The sequence below is a fragment of the Streptomyces sp. NPDC038213 genome (genome assembly GCF_055600495.1).
The window spans coordinates 398,326-414,683 of the sequence record NZ_JBVJYM010000001.1 but is presented as its reverse complement, the minus strand read 5'-3'; the positions used below and the strand labels follow the sequence as shown (position 1 = coordinate 414,683).

Here is a 16,358-nt window from a genome sequence, read left to right as displayed (position 1 = left end):
CACCAGAGGAGACCCCGGCCGGCCATGCGCTGCCCCCTGCACGGAACCGGAACGGACCCCACCCGCCTGGTCGGGCGGACGGTCCGGCGGGTCTTCGCCTCCTGGCACGTCTACGAGGGCGAACGCTCCGAGGTCCCCCTCGACGTCTGGCTGGTCGACAGCCTCGGCCAGGCCACCCGGATCACCACCGGCTCCGACTGGTGCCTGATCGTCGAGGCCTCCGCCCCCCACGAGTCCTACGAGTCCCACGACATGGGCGCCTGGGGGCGGATCGAGATCGGCGAGGACCTCGGCGACCACCCCTTCCTCCAGCACATCGGCGAAGCCGTCACCACGGTCACGGAGTACGCCCTGCCCGACTACGGCCGCACCCACCTGGAGATCGGCTTCCCGGGCGGGCTCGTCCGCGCCGACTGCCACGAGGGGGACCTGCGCCTGACCCGGATGGCGGCCCGCGCCGCCGTCCGGATGCCCGCCCTCAGCGGCGTACCGGCCCCCTCAGCCGGCGAGCCAGTGGTCGATGCCCGCGAGGAGCTTCGCTCGGACGCCCTCGGGGGCCGCTGACCCGCGCACGGACTGCCGCGCCAGCTCCGCCAGCTCCGCGTCCGTGAACCCGTGGTGGCGGCGCGCGATCTCGTACTGGTCGGCCAGCCGCGCCCCGAAGAGCAGCGGGTCGTCCGCGCCCAGCGCCATCGGCACGCCCGCGTCGAAGAGGGTCCGCAGCGGTACGTCCTCGGGCTTCTCGTACACGCCCAGGGCCACGTTCGAGGCCGGGCAGACCTCGCAGGTGACCCCGCGCTCCGCCAGCTTGCGCAGCAGCCGGGGGTCCTCCGCGGCCCGTACGCCGTGCCCGATCCGGGAGGCGTGCAGGTCGTCGAGGCAGTCGCGGACCGACGAGGGGCCGGTCAGCTCCCCGCCGTGCGGGGCCGCGAGCAGCCCGCCCTCGCGGGCGATGGCGAAGGCCCGGTCGAAATCGCGGGCCATACCGCGGCGCTCGTCGTTCGAGAGCCCGAAGCCGACGACGCCTCGGTCGGCGTAGCGGACGGCGAGGCGGGCCAGGGTGCGGGCGTCGAGGGGGTGCTTCATGCGGTTGGCGGCGATCAGCACCCGGATGCCCAGCCCGGTGTCCCGGGAGGCGGACTCGACCGCGTCGAGGATGACCTCGACCGCCGGGATCAGCCCGCCGAGGTGGGGGGCGTACGAGGTGGGGTCGACCTGGATCTCGAGCCAGCCCCCGCCGTCGCGGACGTCCTCCTCGGCCGCCTCGCGGACCAGCCGCCGGATGTCCTCGGGCTCGCGCAGGCAGGACCGGGCGGCGTCGTAGAGCCGCTGGAAGCGGAACCAGCCCCGCTCGTCCGTGGCGCGCAGTTTGGGCGGCTCGCCGGCGGTCAGGGCGTCCGGCAGCCGGACTCCGTACTTGTCCGCCAGTTCCAGCAGTGTGGAGGGGCGCATCGACCCGGTGAAGTGCAGGTGGAGATGGGCCTTCGGCAGAAGCGTGAGATCGCGTACTTGCTCCATCTGGAGATCCTGCCGCACGAACGGGTGGTTTGGGAGGACGTTTTCCCGATCGTGGAGCCCCCGAACGCAGGAACGGGCGGTACCGCGGGGATGCGGTACCGCCCGTTCGTACGGATCAGGCCTTGGCCTCGCCGAGCAGGTTCTGGATCCGGGTCACGCCCTCGACCAGGTCCTCGTCGCCGAGCGCGTAGGAGAGGCGCAGGTAGCCGGGGGTGCCGAAGGCCTCGCCCGGGACGACGGCGACCTCGGCCTCGTCGAGGATCAGGGAGGCCAGCTCCAGCGAGGTCTGCGGGCGCACGCCGCGGATCTCCTTGCCGAGCAGCTCCTTCACCGAGGGGTACGCGTAGAAGGCGCCCTCGGGGGTCGGGCAGAAGACCCCGTCGATCTCGTTGAGCATCTTGACCATGGTCTGGCGGCGGCGGTCGAAGGCCTTGCGCATCTCCGCGACCGCACCGAGGTCGCCCGAGACGGCGGCGATGGCGGCGACCTGGGCCACGTTGGACACGTTGGAGGTCGCGTGCGACTGGAGGTTCGTCGCGGCCTTGATGACGTCCTTCGGGCCGATGACCCACCCGACGCGCCAGCCCGTCATCGCGTACGTCTTGGCGACGCCGTTGACGACGATGCACTTGTCGGCGAGCTCGGGCACCAGCACCGGGAGCGAGGTGAACTTCGCGTCCCCGTAGACCAGGTGCTCGTAGATCTCGTCCGTCAGCACCCACAGGCCGTGCTCCAGGGCCCACTGGCCGATCGCCTTCGCGTCCTCCTCGCTGTAGACCGCGCCGGTCGGGTTCGAGGGGGAGACGAACAGGACGACCTTGGTCCGCTCGGTGCGCGCGGCCTCCAGCTGCTCGACGCTGACCCGGTAGCCGGTGGTCTCGTCGGCGACGACCTCGACGGGCACGCCGCCGGCCAGCCGGATCGACTCGGGGTACGTCGTCCAGTACGGGGCCGGGACGATGACCTCGTCGCCCGGGTCCAGGATCGAGGCGAAGGCCTCGTAGATCGCCTGCTTGCCGCCGTTGGTCACCAGGACCTGGGACGGGTCGACGGTGTAGCCGGAGTCGCGCAGGGTCTTCTCGGCGATGGCCGTCTTCAGCTCGGGCAGGCCCCCCGCCGGCGTGTACCGGTGGTACTTCGGCGTACGGCAGGCCTCGACGGCCGCGTCGACGATGTAGTCCGGGGTCGGGAAGTCGGGCTCGCCCGCGGCGAAGCCGATCACCGGGCGGCCGGCGGCCTTGAGAGCCTTGGCCTTGGCGTCGACGGCGAGGGTCGCGGACTCGGAAATGGCGCCGATACGGGCGGAGACCCGGCGCTCGGAGGAAGGCGTTGCAGAGCTCATACGGCCCATCGTCCCAGACGCAAAACGAGCGCCGCACACCGTTTCAAGTACCGGACGGAGGAGGTCCGGAACCTTTCTGTTCGACGTCGCGACCAAGACCACGTACACTCACCTGTCGTTGGCCCTCACCGGCCGCACCGAGGGCGAGCACACCGTGCACCCGCTCCGATGCGGTAGGTTGGGGAACGCAACAAAGGGTCGTAGCTCAATTGGTAGAGCACTGGTCTCCAAAACCAGCGGTTGGGGGTTCGAGTCCCTCCGGCCCTGCTCCACACTCCTTCGCCGGATGTGTGCGCAGGTACGTACTTCGATGCACCGCCGTGCGGCTCAACCGGGCGCGGCACGGCCATGACCCGGATTCAGGTGAGAGACGTGACGGACGCCCTGGGCTCCATCGACATGCCTGACGCCGAGGACGACTCCCGCGAGAAGAAGGCCCGCAAGGGCGGCAAGCGCGGTAAGAAGGGCCTTCTCGGCCGCCTCGCGCTGTTCTACCGCCAGATCGTTGCGGAGCTCCGCAAGGTCGTTTGGCCGACTCGCAACCAGCTGACGACCTACACCACCGTGGTAATTGTCTTCGTCGTCATCATGATCGGTCTGGTTACCGTGATTGACTATGGGTTCCAGGAAGCCATCAAGTACGTCTTCGGCTGATCCCCGCGGAGGGCGGCGCCTTGATGAGGCGACCGCCCGTTTTCGCATGTTCCACCCCTCTTTGTATCCAGGAAGAAGCAGCCACCGTGTCTGACCCGAACCTGAACGTGAGCCACGACTCCGTCGAGTCCGTCGAGGACGAGCTCGACATCGTCGAGGCGGCGGACGCTGTGGACCCCGACCAGGCGGAGATCGCCGACGCCGAGGCGGGCGAGCCCGCCGAGCTGGCGGCCCTGCACGTCGAGGACTCTGCGGACGAGGACTCTGAGGACGCCGAGGACGCCGAGGACGAGGACTCCGAGGAGGCCGACGACGAGGCCGCCGAGGACGACGGGGCTGCGGACGAGGACGAGGCCGACGAGGCTTCCGACGAAGAGGCCGCCGACGAGGAAGAGGCCGAGCCGGCCGAGCCGGTGGACCCCGAGCAGGCGCTGCGCGACGAGCTCCGCCTCCTGCCCGGCGAGTGGTACGTGATCCACACCTACGCGGGCTACGAGAAGCGCGTGAAGGCGAACCTGGAGCAGCGCGCCGTCTCGCTGAACGTCGAGGAGTTCATCTACCAGGCCGAGGTGCCCGAGGAAGAGATCGTCCAGATCAAGAACGGCGAGCGCAAGAACGTCCGGCAGAACAAGCTGCCCGGTTACGTTCTCGTCCGCATGGATCTGACGAACGAGTCCTGGGGCGTCGTCCGGAACACCCCCGGCGTCACCGGCTTCGTGGGCAACGCGTACGACCCGTACCCGCTGACCCTCGACGAGATCGTCAAGATGCTCGCCCCCGAGGCCAAGGAGAAGGCCGCGAAGATCGCCGCGGAGGAGGCCGGCCTGCCGGCGCCCGCCGTCAAGCGCACCATCGAGGTCCTGGACTTCGAGGTCGGCGACTCGGTCACCGTCACCGACGGCCCCTTCGCCACGCTGCAGGCGACCATCAACGAGATCAACCCGGACTCGAAGAAGGTCAAGGGCCTCGTCGAGATCTTCGGCCGCGAGACCCCGGTCGAGCTCAGCTTCGACCAGATCCAGAAGAACTGATCGGGTTCTTCGGACACACAGCTTCCGGACAGGTCAGACCGGCTCGAAAGGGCGGTCTGACCTGCTCGGTTTTCAGCCCCGCACCCATACCCGTTATCGTGGTGCGGTATGCCTCCATCCGGATGACCGGCTGGGGGCTGGAAAACTCTCACTAGGACCCGGAGAGAGCAATGCCTCCCAAGAAGAAGAAGGTCACGGGGCTTATCAAGCTCCAGATCAATGCCGGTGCGGCCAACCCGGCCCCGCCGGTCGGCCCCGCGCTGGGTCAGCACGGCGTCAACATCATGGAGTTCTGCAAGGCCTACAACGCCGCGACCGAGTCGCAGCGCGGCATGGTCGTGCCGGTGGAGATCACGGTCTACGAGGACCGCTCCTTCACCTTCGTGACGAAGACCCCGCCGGCCGCCCGCCTGATCCTCAAGGCCGCGGGTGTGGACAAGGGCTCCGGCGAGCCCCACAAGACCAAGGTCGCCAAGCTCACGCGCGACCAGGTCCGGGACATCGCCACGGTCAAGATGCCCGACCTGAACGCCAACGACCTGGACGCCGCCGAGAAGATCATCGCCGGCACCGCCCGTTCCATGGGCATCACGGTCGAGGGCTGATCAGCCCGTACAACCGGCAGCGGTGACCACCGAAGGACACCGTGCCAGTGGCAGGGCCCGCGCCGGCCCAGACCACGACTCCACGCCTGAAGCACAACACAGGAGCAGAAGTGAAGCGCAGCAAGACCCTCCGCGCTGCGGACGCCAAGGTCGACCGGGAGAAGCTGTACGCCCCGCTCGAGGCCGTCCGTCTCGCCAAGGAGACCTCCGCCACCAAGTTCGACGCGACCGTCGAGGTTGCCTTCCGCCTGGGTGTCGACCCGCGCAAGGCCGACCAGATGGTCCGCGGCACCGTGAACCTCCCGCACGGCACCGGTAAGACCGCCCGGGTCCTGGTCTTCGCGACCGGTGACCGTGCTGCGGCCGCGGAAGCCGCCGGCGCCGACATCGTCGGCTCGGACGAACTGATCGACGAGGTCGCGAAGGGCCGTCTGGACTTCGACTCGGTCGTCGCCACCCCGGACCTCATGGGCAAGGTCGGCCGCCTCGGCCGCGTGCTCGGTCCGCGTGGTCTGATGCCGAACCCGAAGACCGGCACGGTCACCATGGACGTGGCCAAGGCCGTCACGGACATCAAGGGCGGCAAGATCGAGTTCCGCGTCGACAAGCACTCGAACCTGCACTTCATCATCGGCAAGGTCTCCTTCTCCGATGACAAGCTGGTCGAGAACTACGGCGCGGCCCTGGAGGAGATCCTCCGTCTGAAGCCGTCCGCCGCCAAGGGCCGCTACATCAAGAAGGCCGCCCTGACCACCACGATGGGCCCCGGCATCCAGCTGGACCCGAACCGCACCCGCAACCTCCTCGTCGAGGAGGACCCGGCCGCGGTCTGAGCCCCCAACGGCTCCTGAGTGGCTTGAACGGGCCCTCTGCCTCCTATATGGGAGGCGGAGGGCCCGTTTTCATGTCAGTGTCGCCGCGTAGAGTGCTGATGAAACGCACATTTCTTCTTACGGGGTGGGACGCATATGAACAAGGCCGTGTGGAAGCGCGCGGGTGTGGCCGTCGCGGGTGCGGCGGTGCTGACCGGCGGGCTGACGGCCTGCGGGGACAAGGACAAGAAGGCGTCTTCCCCCAGCGAGATGATCTCGGTGGCGTACGAGAAGACCGCCAAGGCCAAGTCCGCCAAGGTCCGCATGACCGTCTCGATGCCCGCCTCCGTGGAGGGCGGCGGCACGATGGAGCTGACGGGCGTGCAGGGCTGGGACCCGGCCGTCATGGACATCACGGTGAAGGGCTCCGCCCTCAGCAAGGCCTCTCCCGACGCCCCCGAGTCGATGCGCATGATCATGGCCGACCAGGTCATGTTCATGGACATGGGCGCGGCCGCGGCCAAGGAGATGGAGGGCAAGCGCTGGATGAAGCTCGACCTGAAGGCCGCGCTGGAGCAGGCGGGCGGCCAGGAGGCCCTCAAGCGGATGGGGGGCGGCCTGGGCAGCATGGACAGCATGAACCAGGACCCGGCCCAGCAGCTGGCCCTCCTGCTCGACTCGCCCAGCCTCAAGCACGTGGGCGCGGAGAAGGTCGAGGGGGTCGAGGCGGAGCACTACAAGGGCTCCCTCACCCTCGAGGAGATGGTGAAGGCCAACGAGTCCTCCAAGCTCCTCTCCGAGGCCGACCGCAAGAAGCTCGTCGAGAACGTGAAGAAGGCGGGCGTCAAGAACTACGAGACCGAGGTCTGGGTCGGCAAGGACGGCTACCCGGTCCGCATGAAGGTCGACATGGCGATGCCGAAGGGCGTCATGAAGATGGACTCGTACTTCTCCGACTACGGCACGGCCGCCAAGGTGCAGGCCCCGCCGGCCAAGGACACCCTCGACCTCTTCAAGATGCTCCAGGAGATGGGCGCGGCCGGCGCGGGCGGCGGAGCCTGACCGATTTGCCTCGGCCGAGGACGTTCGCGTACGCTTCCACTGAAGCCAAAGACCGCTGGTCGTTGCCGTGCCCGTCAAGGGTGCGGCGGCCGAAGGATCCGCTGACTGCGGACGACCCGCGCAGGTGACTGTGGAGAGTTCCCGGACGTTCTCGTCTGGTCGAGCTACGCCCCGTGCGCCTGCGCCGGGGCGTTTTGTTTTGTCCAGCACCTTCCGAGCGGTCCTCATCACCCGGAAGGAGGCCGACGCTCATGGCAAGGCCCGACAAGGCTGCATCGGTAGCCGAGCTCAAGGACGCGTTCCAGAGCTCGAACGCCGCCGTGCTGACCGAGTACCGGGGTCTCACCGTGGCGCAGCTCAAGACGCTGCGCCGTTCGCTCGGTGAGAACGCCCAGTACGCCGTGGTGAAGAACACGCTGACCAAGATTGCGGCCAACGAGGCCGGGATCACCGCACTGGACGAGCACTTCGCTGGTCCGACCGCGGTCGCCTTCGTCACCGGTGACCCGGTGGAGTCGGCGAAGGCTCTGCGTGACTTCGCCAAGGAGAACCCGAACCTCATCATCAAGGCCGGTGTCCTTGACGGTAAGGCTCTCTCCGCCGACGACATCAAGAAGCTCGCGGACCTCGAGTCCCGCGAGGTTCTGCTCAGCAAGCTGGCCGGCGCGTTCAAGGGCAAGCAGTCCCAGGCTGCCTCGCTCTTCCAGGCGCTGCCGTCGAAGTTCGTCCGCACTGCGGAAGCGCTTCGCGTCAAGCTCGCCGAGGGCGGTGCCGAGTAATTCGGCTCGCGCACTGATCCACGCCGCCTAGTGCGTGGGTCGTAGCGGGCCGTCACGCCCGCCTCTGTACACATCCGGCACCTGCCGAATTTTAGTGGAAGGATCGCCCATCATGGCGAAGCTCTCTCAGGACGACCTCCTCGCCCAGTTCGAGGAGATGACCCTCATCGAGCTCTCCGAGTTCGTGAAGGCCTTCGAGGAGAAGTTCGACGTCACCGCCGCCGCGGCCGTCGCCGTTGCCGGCCCCGCCGGCCCGGGTGCCGTTGTCGAGGCCGAGGAGGAGAAGGACGAGTTCGACGTCATCCTCACCGGTGCGGGCGACAAGAAGATCCAGGTCATCAAGGTCGTGCGTGAGCTGACCTCCCTGGGCCTGAAGGAGGCCAAGGACCTCGTCGACGGCACCCCGAAGCCGGTCCTCGAGAAGGTCAACAAGGAGGCCGCCGAGAAGGCCGCCGAGTCCCTCAAGGCTGCCGGCGCGGCTGTCGAGGTCAAGTAACACCTCCGGGGTCCCCACAGGGCCCCAGCGAAGGGCGATCACCCGCACGGGTGGTCGCCCTTCGGCGTTCCGGGGTACCGCGGTGCCTGGCTTGCCCCGGTCTCGTTGGGGGGTATGGTGATCTTCGTTGTCCTCGCGGTCGCCCCGCTGAAGAGCCCCGGTGATGATCTGCACGGGGCGGGGGGCCTTGACGAACGGCACGCGGCGCGCAATTCTCAGGACCGTCGCAACGTCGGTCCGGTTCGCGAGGCATGGATCGACTACGAAGAGGGCAGTATCGATACGCGCTCCGTGTGCACGGGGCGCGGTGTTGATCGCAGGGTTGGTTTGAACAACGGTGGGGAAGGCCTGTTGCCGGACTCCGGAAACCTGGTCTGGACATCAGTGAGCCAAGTGGCTACACTGACCCTTTGCGCTGCCTGTTAGCTGCCCCCTGCCCGTCGCCAGGGGCATGCCCACGCTAGAGCACACAGGATGGATCCTCCCTGACCTGGGGTTTCTCTCGTTTGTGTACGGCTGGGACCGGTACGCGCGTAGTGAGTCCGAGCCCTCGGAAGGACCCCCTCTTGGCCGCCTCGCGCAACGCCTCGACCAATATGAACAACGGCGCCAGCACTGCCCCGCTGCGCATCTCCTTTGCAAAGATCAAGGAGCCCCTCGAGGTTCCGAACCTCCTGGCGCTGCAGACCGAGAGCTTTGACTGGCTGCTCGGAAACGCCGCCTGGAAGGCTCGCGTCGAGTCGGCTCTCGAGAGTGGACAGGACGTCCCCACCAAGTCCGGTCTGGAAGAGATCTTCGAGGAGATCTCGCCGATCGAGGACTTCTCCGGGTCGATGTCGCTGACCTTCCGCGACCACCGGTTCGAGCCGGCGAAGAACTCCGTCGACGAGTGCAAGGACCGCGACTTCACGTACGCGGCGCCGCTCTTCGTCACGGCCGAGTTCACGAACAACGAGACCGGCGAGATCAAGTCCCAGACGGTCTTCATGGGCGACTTCCCGCTCATGACCAGCAAGGGCACCTTCGTCATCAACGGCACCGAGCGTGTCGTCGTGTCCCAGCTCGTGCGTTCCCCCGGCGTCTACTTCGACTCCTCCATCGACAAGACGTCCGACAAGGACATCTTCTCCGCCAAGATCATCCCGTCCCGGGGTGCCTGGCTGGAGATGGAGGTCGACAAGCGCGACATGGTCGGCGTCCGCATCGACCGCAAGCGCAAGCAGTCCGTCACCGTCCTCCTGAAGGCTCTCGGCTGGACCACCGAGCAGATCCTCGAGGAGTTCGGCGAGTACGAGTCCATGCGCGCCACCCTGGAGAAGGACCACACCCAGGGCCAGGACGACGCGCTGCTCGACATCTACCGCAAGCTGCGTCCGGGCGAGCCGCCGACCCGTGAGGCCGCGCAGACGCTGCTCGAGAACCTGTACTTCAACCCGAAGCGCTACGACCTCGCGAAGGTCGGCCGCTACAAGGTGAACAAGAAGCTGGGTGCCGACGAGCCGCTCGACGCCGGTGTGCTCACCACCGACGACGTCATCGCGACGATCAAGTACCTGGTCAAGCTCCACGCGGGCGAGACCGAGACGATCGGCGAGAACGGCAACTCGATCGTCGTCGAGACCGACGACATCGACCACTTCGGCAACCGTCGTCTGCGCAACGTCGGCGAGCTCATCCAGAACCAGGTCCGCACGGGTCTGGCCCGCATGGAGCGCGTCGTCCGCGAGCGCATGACCACGCAGGACGTCGAGGCGATCACGCCGCAGACCCTGATCAACATCCGGCCGGTCGTCGCCTCCATCAAGGAGTTCTTCGGCACCAGCCAGCTGTCGCAGTTCATGGACCAGAACAACCCGCTGTCGGGTCTGACGCACAAGCGTCGCCTCTCGGCCCTGGGTCCCGGTGGTCTGAGCCGCGAGCGGGCCGGCTTCGAGGTCCGAGACGTGCACCCGTCCCACTACGGACGCATGTGCCCGATCGAGACCCCCGAAGGCCCGAACATCGGTCTGATCGGTTCGCTCGCCTCGTACGGCCGCGTCAACGCGTTCGGCTTCATCGAGACGCCGTACCGCAAGGTCGTCGACGGCGCCGTCACCGACGAGGTCGACTACGTCACCGCCGATGAAGAGGACCGCTTCGTCATCGCCCAGGCGAACGCGAAGCTGGACGACGACCTGCGCTTCACCGAGGGCCGCGTCCTCGTCCGCAAGCGTGGCGGCGAGGTCGACTACGTCGAGCCGTCGGACGTGGACTACATGGACGTCTCGCCGCGCCAGATGGTGTCGGTCGCGACCGCCATGATCCCCTTCCTCGAGCACGACGACGCCAACCGCGCCCTCATGGGCGCGAACATGATGCGCCAGGCCGTCCCGCTCATCAAGGCGGAGGCCCCGCTCGTCGGCACCGGCATGGAGTACCGCTGTGCGGTCGACGCCGGCGACTCGATCCGCGCGGAGAAGGACGGTGTGGTCCAGGAGGTCTCGGCCGACTACATCACCGTCGCCAACGACGACGGCACGTACACCACGTACCGCGTCGCCAAGTTCTCCCGCTCGAACCAGGGCACCTCGGTCAACCAGAAGGTCATCGTCAACGAGGGCGACCGGATCATCGAGTCCCAGGTCCTCGCCGACGGACCGGCGACCGAAGAGGGCGAGATGGCCCTCGGCAAGAACCTGCTCGTGGCCTTCATGCCGTGGGAGGGCCACAACTACGAGGACGCGATCATCCTGTCGCAGCGCCTCGTGCAGGACGACGTCCTCTCCTCGATCCACATCGAGGAGCACGAGGTCGACGCCCGTGACACCAAGCTGGGCCCCGAGGAGATCACCCGGGACATCCCGAACGTCTCCGAGGAGGTCCTCGCCGACCTCGACGAGCGCGGCATCATCCGCATCGGTGCGGACGTCGTCGCCGGCGACATCCTGGTCGGCAAGGTCACGCCCAAGGGCGAGACCGAGCTGACCCCCGAGGAGCGGCTGCTCCGCGCGATCTTCGGCGAGAAGGCGCGCGAGGTCCGCGACACCTCGCTGAAGGTGCCCCACGGCGAGATCGGCAAGGTCATCGGCGTGCGCGTGTTCGACCGCGAGGAGGGCGACGAGCTTCCTCCGGGCGTCAACCAGCTGGTCCGCGTCTACGTGGCCCAGAAGCGCAAGATCACCGACGGTGACAAGCTCGCCGGCCGCCACGGCAACAAGGGTGTTATCTCGAAGATCCTTCCGATCGAGGACATGCCGTTCCTCGAGGACGGAACTCCGGTCGACATCATCCTGAACCCGCTCGGTGTCCCGTCCCGAATGAACCCGGGACAGGTCCTGGAGATCCACCTCGGCTGGCTCGCCAGCCGCGGCTGGGACGTCTCCGGCCTCGCCGACGAGTGGGCCCAGCGCCTGCAGGCCATCGGCGCCGACCAGGTCGCCCCCGGCACCAACGTCGCCACCCCGGTGTTCGACGGTGCCCGTGAGGACGAGCTCGCCGGCCTCCTGCAGCACACGATCCCGAACCGCGACGGCGAGCGCATGGTGCTCCCGACCGGTAAGGCGCGCCTGTTCGACGGCCGCTCCGGCGAGCCGTTCCCGGACCCGATCTCGGTCGGGTACATGTACATCCTCAAGCTCCACCACCTGGTCGACGACAAGCTGCACGCGCGTTCGACCGGTCCGTACTCGATGATCACGCAGCAGCCGCTGGGTGGTAAGGCGCAGTTCGGTGGCCAGCGCTTCGGTGAGATGGAGGTGTGGGCGCTCGAGGCTTACGGCGCCGCGTACGCCCTCCAGGAGCTGCTGACCATCAAGTCCGACGACGTCACCGGCCGCGTGAAGGTCTACGAGGCCATCGTCAAGGGCGAGAACATCCCCGAGCCGGGCATTCCCGAGTCCTTCAAGGTGCTCATCAAGGAAATGCAGTCGCTCTGCCTCAACGTGGAGGTGCTGTCCTCGGACGGCATGTCCATCGAGATGCGCGACACCGACGAGGACGTCTTCCGCGCGGCGGAGGAGCTCGGTATCGACCTGTCCCGGCGCGAGCCGAGCAGCGTCGAAGAGGTCTGACGGGCCTGACGGGGGGTTCCCGAGAGGAACCCCCCGTCACCCCCGGGACCGTTCAGACCACTGATCAAGAGACACGACCCCGAAAGAGGGATTGACGCACAGTGCTCGACGTCAACTTCTTCGACGAGCTGCGGATCGGCCTTGCCACCGCGGACGACATCCGTACCTGGTCCCACGGCGAGGTAAAGAAGCCGGAGACCATCAACTACCGCACCCTGAAGCCCGAGAAGGACGGACTCTTCTGCGAGAAGATCTTCGGTCCGACCCGGGACTGGGAGTGCTACTGCGGCAAGTACAAGCGTGTCCGCTTCAAGGGCATCATCTGCGAGCGCTGTGGCGTCGAGGTCACGCGCGCCAAGGTGCGCCGTGAGCGGATGGGCCACATCGAGCTTGCCGCCCCCGTCACCCACATCTGGTACTTCAAGGGCGTCCCGTCGCGCCTGGGCTACCTGCTCGACCTCGCGCCGAAGGACCTCGAGAAGGTCATCTACTTCGCCGCGTACATGATCACGTTCGTCGACGACGAGCGCCGGCAGCGCGACCTGCCCTCGCTGGAGGCCCACGTCTCCGTCGAGCGCCAGCAGATCGAGAACCGCCGCGACTCCGACCTCGAGGGCCGCGCCAAGAAGCTCGAGAGCGACCTGGCCGAGCTCGAGGCCGAGGGTGCCAAGGCCGACGTGCGCCGCAAGGTGCGCGAGGGTGCCGAGCGCGAGATGAAGCAGCTGCGCGACCGCGCGCAGCGCGAGATCGACCGCCTGGACGAGGTCTGGAACCGCTTCAAGAACCTCAAGGTCCAGGACCTCGAGGGCGACGAGCTCCTCTACCGCGAGCTGCGTGACCGCTTCGGCACGTACTTCGACGGTTCGATGGGTGCCGCGGCGCTGCAGAAGCGCCTCGAGTCCTTCGACCTGGAGGAGGAGGCCGAGCGCCTCCGCGAGATCATCCGTACCGGCAAGGGCCAGAAGAAGACCCGTGCGCTCAAGCGCCTCAAGGTCGTCTCCGCGTTCCTGCAGACCAGCAACAGCCCCAAGGGCATGGTCCTGGACTGCGTCCCGGTCATCCCGCCGGACCTGCGTCCGATGGTGCAGCTGGACGGTGGCCGCTTCGCGACCTCCGACCTGAACGACCTGTACCGCCGCGTCATCAACCGCAACAACCGCCTGAAGCGCCTTCTCGACCTCGGTGCCCCCGAGATCATCGTGAACAACGAGAAGCGCATGCTCCAGGAGGCCGTGGACGCCCTCTTCGACAACGGTCGTCGCGGTCGCCCGGTCACCGGTCCCGGCAACCGTCCCCTGAAGTCCCTCAGCGACATGCTGAAGGGCAAGCAGGGTCGATTCCGTCAGAACCTCCTCGGCAAGCGTGTGGACTACTCCGCGCGTTCCGTGATCGTCGTCGGCCCGCAGCTCAAGCTGCACCAGTGCGGTCTGCCGAAGGCCATGGCGCTGGAGCTCTTCAAGCCGTTCGTGATGAAGCGCCTGGTCGACCTGAACCACGCGCAGAACATCAAGTCGGCCAAGCGCATGGTCGAGCGCGGCCGCACCGTCGTGTACGACGTCCTCGAAGAGGTCATCGCCGAGCACCCGGTGCTGCTGAACCGTGCGCCCACGCTGCACCGCCTCGGCATCCAGGCCTTCGAGCCGCAGCTGGTCGAGGGCAAGGCCATCCAGATCCACCCGCTCGTCTGCACCGCGTTCAACGCGGACTTCGACGGTGACCAGATGGCCGTCCACCTGCCGCTCTCCGCGGAGGCGCAGGCCGAGGCCCGCATCCTGATGCTGTCCTCGAACAACATCCTCAAGCCGGCCGACGGCCGTCCGGTCACGATGCCGACGCAGGACATGGTCCTGGGTCTGTTCTTCCTGACCACCGACGGCGAGCTCCGCGACGTCAAGGGCGAGGGCCGCGCGTTCGGCTCCACGGCCGAGGCGATCATGGCGTTCGACGCCGGCGAGCTCGCGCTGCAGTCCTCCGTCGACATCCGCTTCCCGGTGGGCACCATCCCGCCGCGCGGCTGGGTGGCCCCGGTGGCCGAGGAGGGCGAGCAGGAGTTCCAGCCGGGCGACAGCTTCCGCCTGAAGACGACCCTGGGCCGTGCGCTCTTCAACGAGCTGCTGCCCGAGGACTACCCGTTCGTCGACTACTCGGTGGGCAAGAAGCAGCTCTCCGAGATCGTCAACGACCTGGCGGAGCGCTACCCCAAGGTCATCGTGGCGGCGACGCTCGACAACCTGAAGGCGGCCGGCTTCCACTGGGCGACCCGTTCGGGCGTCACCGTGGCCATCTCCGACGTCGTCGTGCCCGAGGCCAAGAAGGCCATCGTCGCGGGCTACGAGGCCCAGGACGAGAAGGTCCAGAAGCAGTACGAGCGCGGTCTGATCACCAAGGACGAGCGCACGCAGGAGCTCATCGCGATCTGGACCAAGGCGACCAACGAGGTCGCCGAGGCGATGAACGCGAACTTCCCCAAGACCAACCCCATCTTCATGATGGTTGACTCGGGTGCCCGAGGAAACATGATGCAGATGCGGCAGATCGCCGGTATGCGCGGTCTGGTGTCGAACGCGAAGAACGAGACCATCCCGCGTCCCATCAAGGCCTCGTTCCGTGAGGGCCTCACCGTCCTCGAGTACTTCATCTCCACGCACGGTGCCCGTAAGGGTCTCGCCGACACCGCCCTGCGTACCGCCGACTCGGGTTACCTGACCCGTCGTCTGGTGGACGTCTCGCAGGACGTGATCATCCGCGAGGAGGACTGCGGCACCGAGCGCGGTCTGAAGCTCAAGGTCGGCGTCCGCGGCGAGGACGGCGTGCTGCGCAAGGCGGACGACGCGGAGACCTCGGTCTACGCCCGCATGCTGGCCGAGGACCTGGTCATCGACGGCAAGGTCATCGCGCCCGCCAACGTGGACCTCGGCGACGTGCTCATCGACGCGGTCATCGCGAACGGCGTCGAAGAGGTCAAGGTCCGCTCGGTCCTGACCTGCGAGTCCGCCGTCGGCACCTGTGCCTTCTGCTACGGCCGCTCCCTGGCCACCGGCAAGCTGGTCGACATCGGTGAGGCGGTCGGCATCATCGCCGCCCAGTCCATCGGTGAGCCCGGTACCCAGCTGACGATGCGTACCTTCCACACCGGTGGTGTGGCCGGTGACGACATCACCCAGGGTCTGCCGCGTGTCGTCGAGCTCTTCGAGGCCCGTACCCCGAAGGGTGTCGCCCCGATCTCCGAGGCCGCCGGCCGCGTGCGGATCGAGGAGACCGAGAAGACCAAGAAGATCGTCATCACCCCGGACGACGGTTCCGAGGAGACGGCGTTCCCGATCTCCAAGCGTGCGCGCCTGGAGGTCGGCGAGGGCGACCACGTCGAGGTGGGCCAGAAGCTCACCGCGGGTGCCACCAACCCGCACGACGTGCTGCGCATCCTCGGCCAGCGCGCCGTCCAGGTCCACCTGGTCGGCGAGGTCCAGAAGGTCTACAACTCGCAGGGCGTGTCGATCCACGACAAGCACATCGAGATCATCATCCGGCAGATGCTCCGCCGCGTGACGATCATCGAGTCCGGCGACGCCGAGCTGCTCCCGGGCGAGCTCGTCGAGCGCTCGCGCTTCGAGACCGAGAACCGTCGTGTGGTCACCGAGGGCGGTCACCCCGCCTCCGGCCGTCCGCAGCTGATGGGTATCACCAAGGCCTCGCTGGCGACGGAGTCCTGGCTGTCGGCCGCCTCCTTCCAGGAGACGACCCGAGTCCTGACGGATGCGGCGATCAACGCCAAGTCCGACAGCCTCATCGGCCTCAAGGAGAACGTCATCATCGGTAAGCTCATCCCGGCCGGTACGGGTCTGTCCCGCTACCGCAACATCCGGGTGGAGCCCACCGAGGAGGCGAAGGCTGCGATGTACTCGGCCGTCGGCTACGACGACATCGACTACTCGCCCTTCGGCACCGGCTCCGGCCAGGCCGTTCCGCTCGAGGACTACGACTACGGCCCGTACAACGGCTAAGAGTCAGAC

12 protein-coding genes and 1 tRNA gene are annotated in these 16,358 nt (G+C 67.5%); 11 read left to right on the top strand and 2 right to left on the bottom strand.

Annotated elements, in window-relative coordinates:
• Positions 1-24: 24 nt before the first annotated feature.
• Entirely contained in the window at positions 25-564 is a 540-nt protein-coding gene (locus tag ACZ7JZ_RS01925; protein ID WP_470932121.1) for a hypothetical protein, read from the top strand.
• On the opposite strand, the gene ACZ7JZ_RS01920 is transcribed toward ACZ7JZ_RS01925, so the two are convergent.
• Positions 499-1,518, bottom strand: coding sequence for an adenosine deaminase (locus ACZ7JZ_RS01920; protein ID WP_470932119.1), 1,020 nt, complete (start codon positions 1,516-1,518; stop codon positions 499-501). The two genes, ACZ7JZ_RS01925 and ACZ7JZ_RS01920, sit on opposite strands and share 66 nt — an antisense overlap.
• A gap of 115 nt (positions 1,519-1,633) precedes the next feature.
• Positions 1,634-2,860 carry a pyridoxal phosphate-dependent aminotransferase gene (locus ACZ7JZ_RS01915; RefSeq protein ID WP_470932117.1) on the bottom strand — a complete coding sequence of 409 codons (1,227 nt, stop codon included), beginning with the start codon at positions 2,858-2,860 and terminating at the stop codon, positions 1,634-1,636.
• Between the two features lie 194 nt (positions 2,861-3,054).
• On the opposite strand from ACZ7JZ_RS01915, the gene ACZ7JZ_RS01910 reads away from it, so the two are divergent.
• The 10 genes from ACZ7JZ_RS01910 to ACZ7JZ_RS01865 all read left to right on the top strand — a co-directional run bounded on the left by ACZ7JZ_RS01910 (position 3,055) and on the right by ACZ7JZ_RS01865 (position 16,349).
• A tRNA-Trp gene (locus ACZ7JZ_RS01910) sits at positions 3,055-3,127 on the top strand.
• 105 nt (positions 3,128-3,232) lie between these two features.
• On the top strand, positions 3,233-3,514 hold the full coding sequence (gene secE, locus ACZ7JZ_RS01905) for a preprotein translocase subunit SecE (RefSeq protein WP_470932115.1): 282 nt from the start codon (positions 3,233-3,235) through the stop codon (positions 3,512-3,514).
• A gap of 86 nt (positions 3,515-3,600) precedes the next feature.
• Complete coding sequence (gene nusG / locus ACZ7JZ_RS01900; protein WP_470932113.1) at positions 3,601-4,545, top strand: transcription termination/antitermination protein NusG; 945 nt, start codon at positions 3,601-3,603, stop codon at positions 4,543-4,545.
• 170 nt (positions 4,546-4,715) lie between these two features.
• Positions 4,716-5,150, top strand: a complete 435-nt coding sequence (gene rplK / locus ACZ7JZ_RS01895; RefSeq protein WP_470932111.1) for a 50S ribosomal protein L11 — start codon at positions 4,716-4,718, stop codon at positions 5,148-5,150.
• A gap of 110 nt (positions 5,151-5,260) precedes the next feature.
• Positions 5,261-5,983, top strand: coding sequence for a 50S ribosomal protein L1 (gene rplA / locus ACZ7JZ_RS01890; protein ID WP_226734121.1), 723 nt, complete (start codon positions 5,261-5,263; stop codon positions 5,981-5,983).
• A gap of 135 nt (positions 5,984-6,118) precedes the next feature.
• The gene (locus tag ACZ7JZ_RS01885) at positions 6,119-7,024 is read left to right on the top strand and encodes an SCO4651 family lipoprotein (protein WP_470932109.1); all 906 of its coding nucleotides are present in this window, start codon (positions 6,119-6,121) and stop codon (positions 7,022-7,024) included.
• Between the two features lie 251 nt (positions 7,025-7,275).
• Entirely contained in the window at positions 7,276-7,803 is a 528-nt protein-coding gene (gene rplJ, locus ACZ7JZ_RS01880) for a 50S ribosomal protein L10 (RefSeq protein ID WP_470932107.1), read from the top strand.
• A 112-nt stretch (positions 7,804-7,915) separates the two neighbouring features.
• Positions 7,916-8,299, top strand: coding sequence for a 50S ribosomal protein L7/L12 (rplL, locus tag ACZ7JZ_RS01875; protein WP_470932105.1), 384 nt, complete (start codon positions 7,916-7,918; stop codon positions 8,297-8,299).
• 566 nt (positions 8,300-8,865) lie between these two features.
• Entirely contained in the window at positions 8,866-12,348 is a 3,483-nt protein-coding gene (rpoB, locus tag ACZ7JZ_RS01870; RefSeq protein ID WP_470932103.1) for a DNA-directed RNA polymerase subunit beta, read from the top strand.
• Between the two features lie 101 nt (positions 12,349-12,449).
• Complete coding sequence (locus ACZ7JZ_RS01865; RefSeq protein WP_470932101.1) at positions 12,450-16,349, top strand: DNA-directed RNA polymerase subunit beta'; 3,900 nt, start codon at positions 12,450-12,452, stop codon at positions 16,347-16,349.
• The last annotated feature ends 9 nt before the right edge of the window (positions 16,350-16,358 follow it).

Bases quoted from the DNA above. Each gene is read 5' to 3' on its own strand.
- ACZ7JZ_RS01915 (WP_470932117.1), bottom strand. From the start codon at position 2,860: ATGAGCTCTGCAACGCCTTCCTCCGAGCGCCGGGTCTCCGCCCGTATC.
- ACZ7JZ_RS01925 (WP_470932121.1), top strand. From the start codon at position 25: ATGCGCTGCCCCCTGCACGGAACCGGAACGGACCCCACCCGCCTGGTC.
- ACZ7JZ_RS01920 (WP_470932119.1), bottom strand. From the start codon at position 1,518: ATGGAGCAAGTACGCGATCTCACGCTTCTGCCGAAGGCCCATCTCCAC.
- ACZ7JZ_RS01885 (WP_470932109.1), top strand. From the start codon at position 6,119: ATGAACAAGGCCGTGTGGAAGCGCGCGGGTGTGGCCGTCGCGGGTGCG.
- rplK (WP_470932111.1), top strand. From the start codon at position 4,716: ATGCCTCCCAAGAAGAAGAAGGTCACGGGGCTTATCAAGCTCCAGATC.
- rplL (WP_470932105.1), top strand. From the start codon at position 7,916: ATGGCGAAGCTCTCTCAGGACGACCTCCTCGCCCAGTTCGAGGAGATG.
- rplJ (WP_470932107.1), top strand. From the start codon at position 7,276: ATGGCAAGGCCCGACAAGGCTGCATCGGTAGCCGAGCTCAAGGACGCG.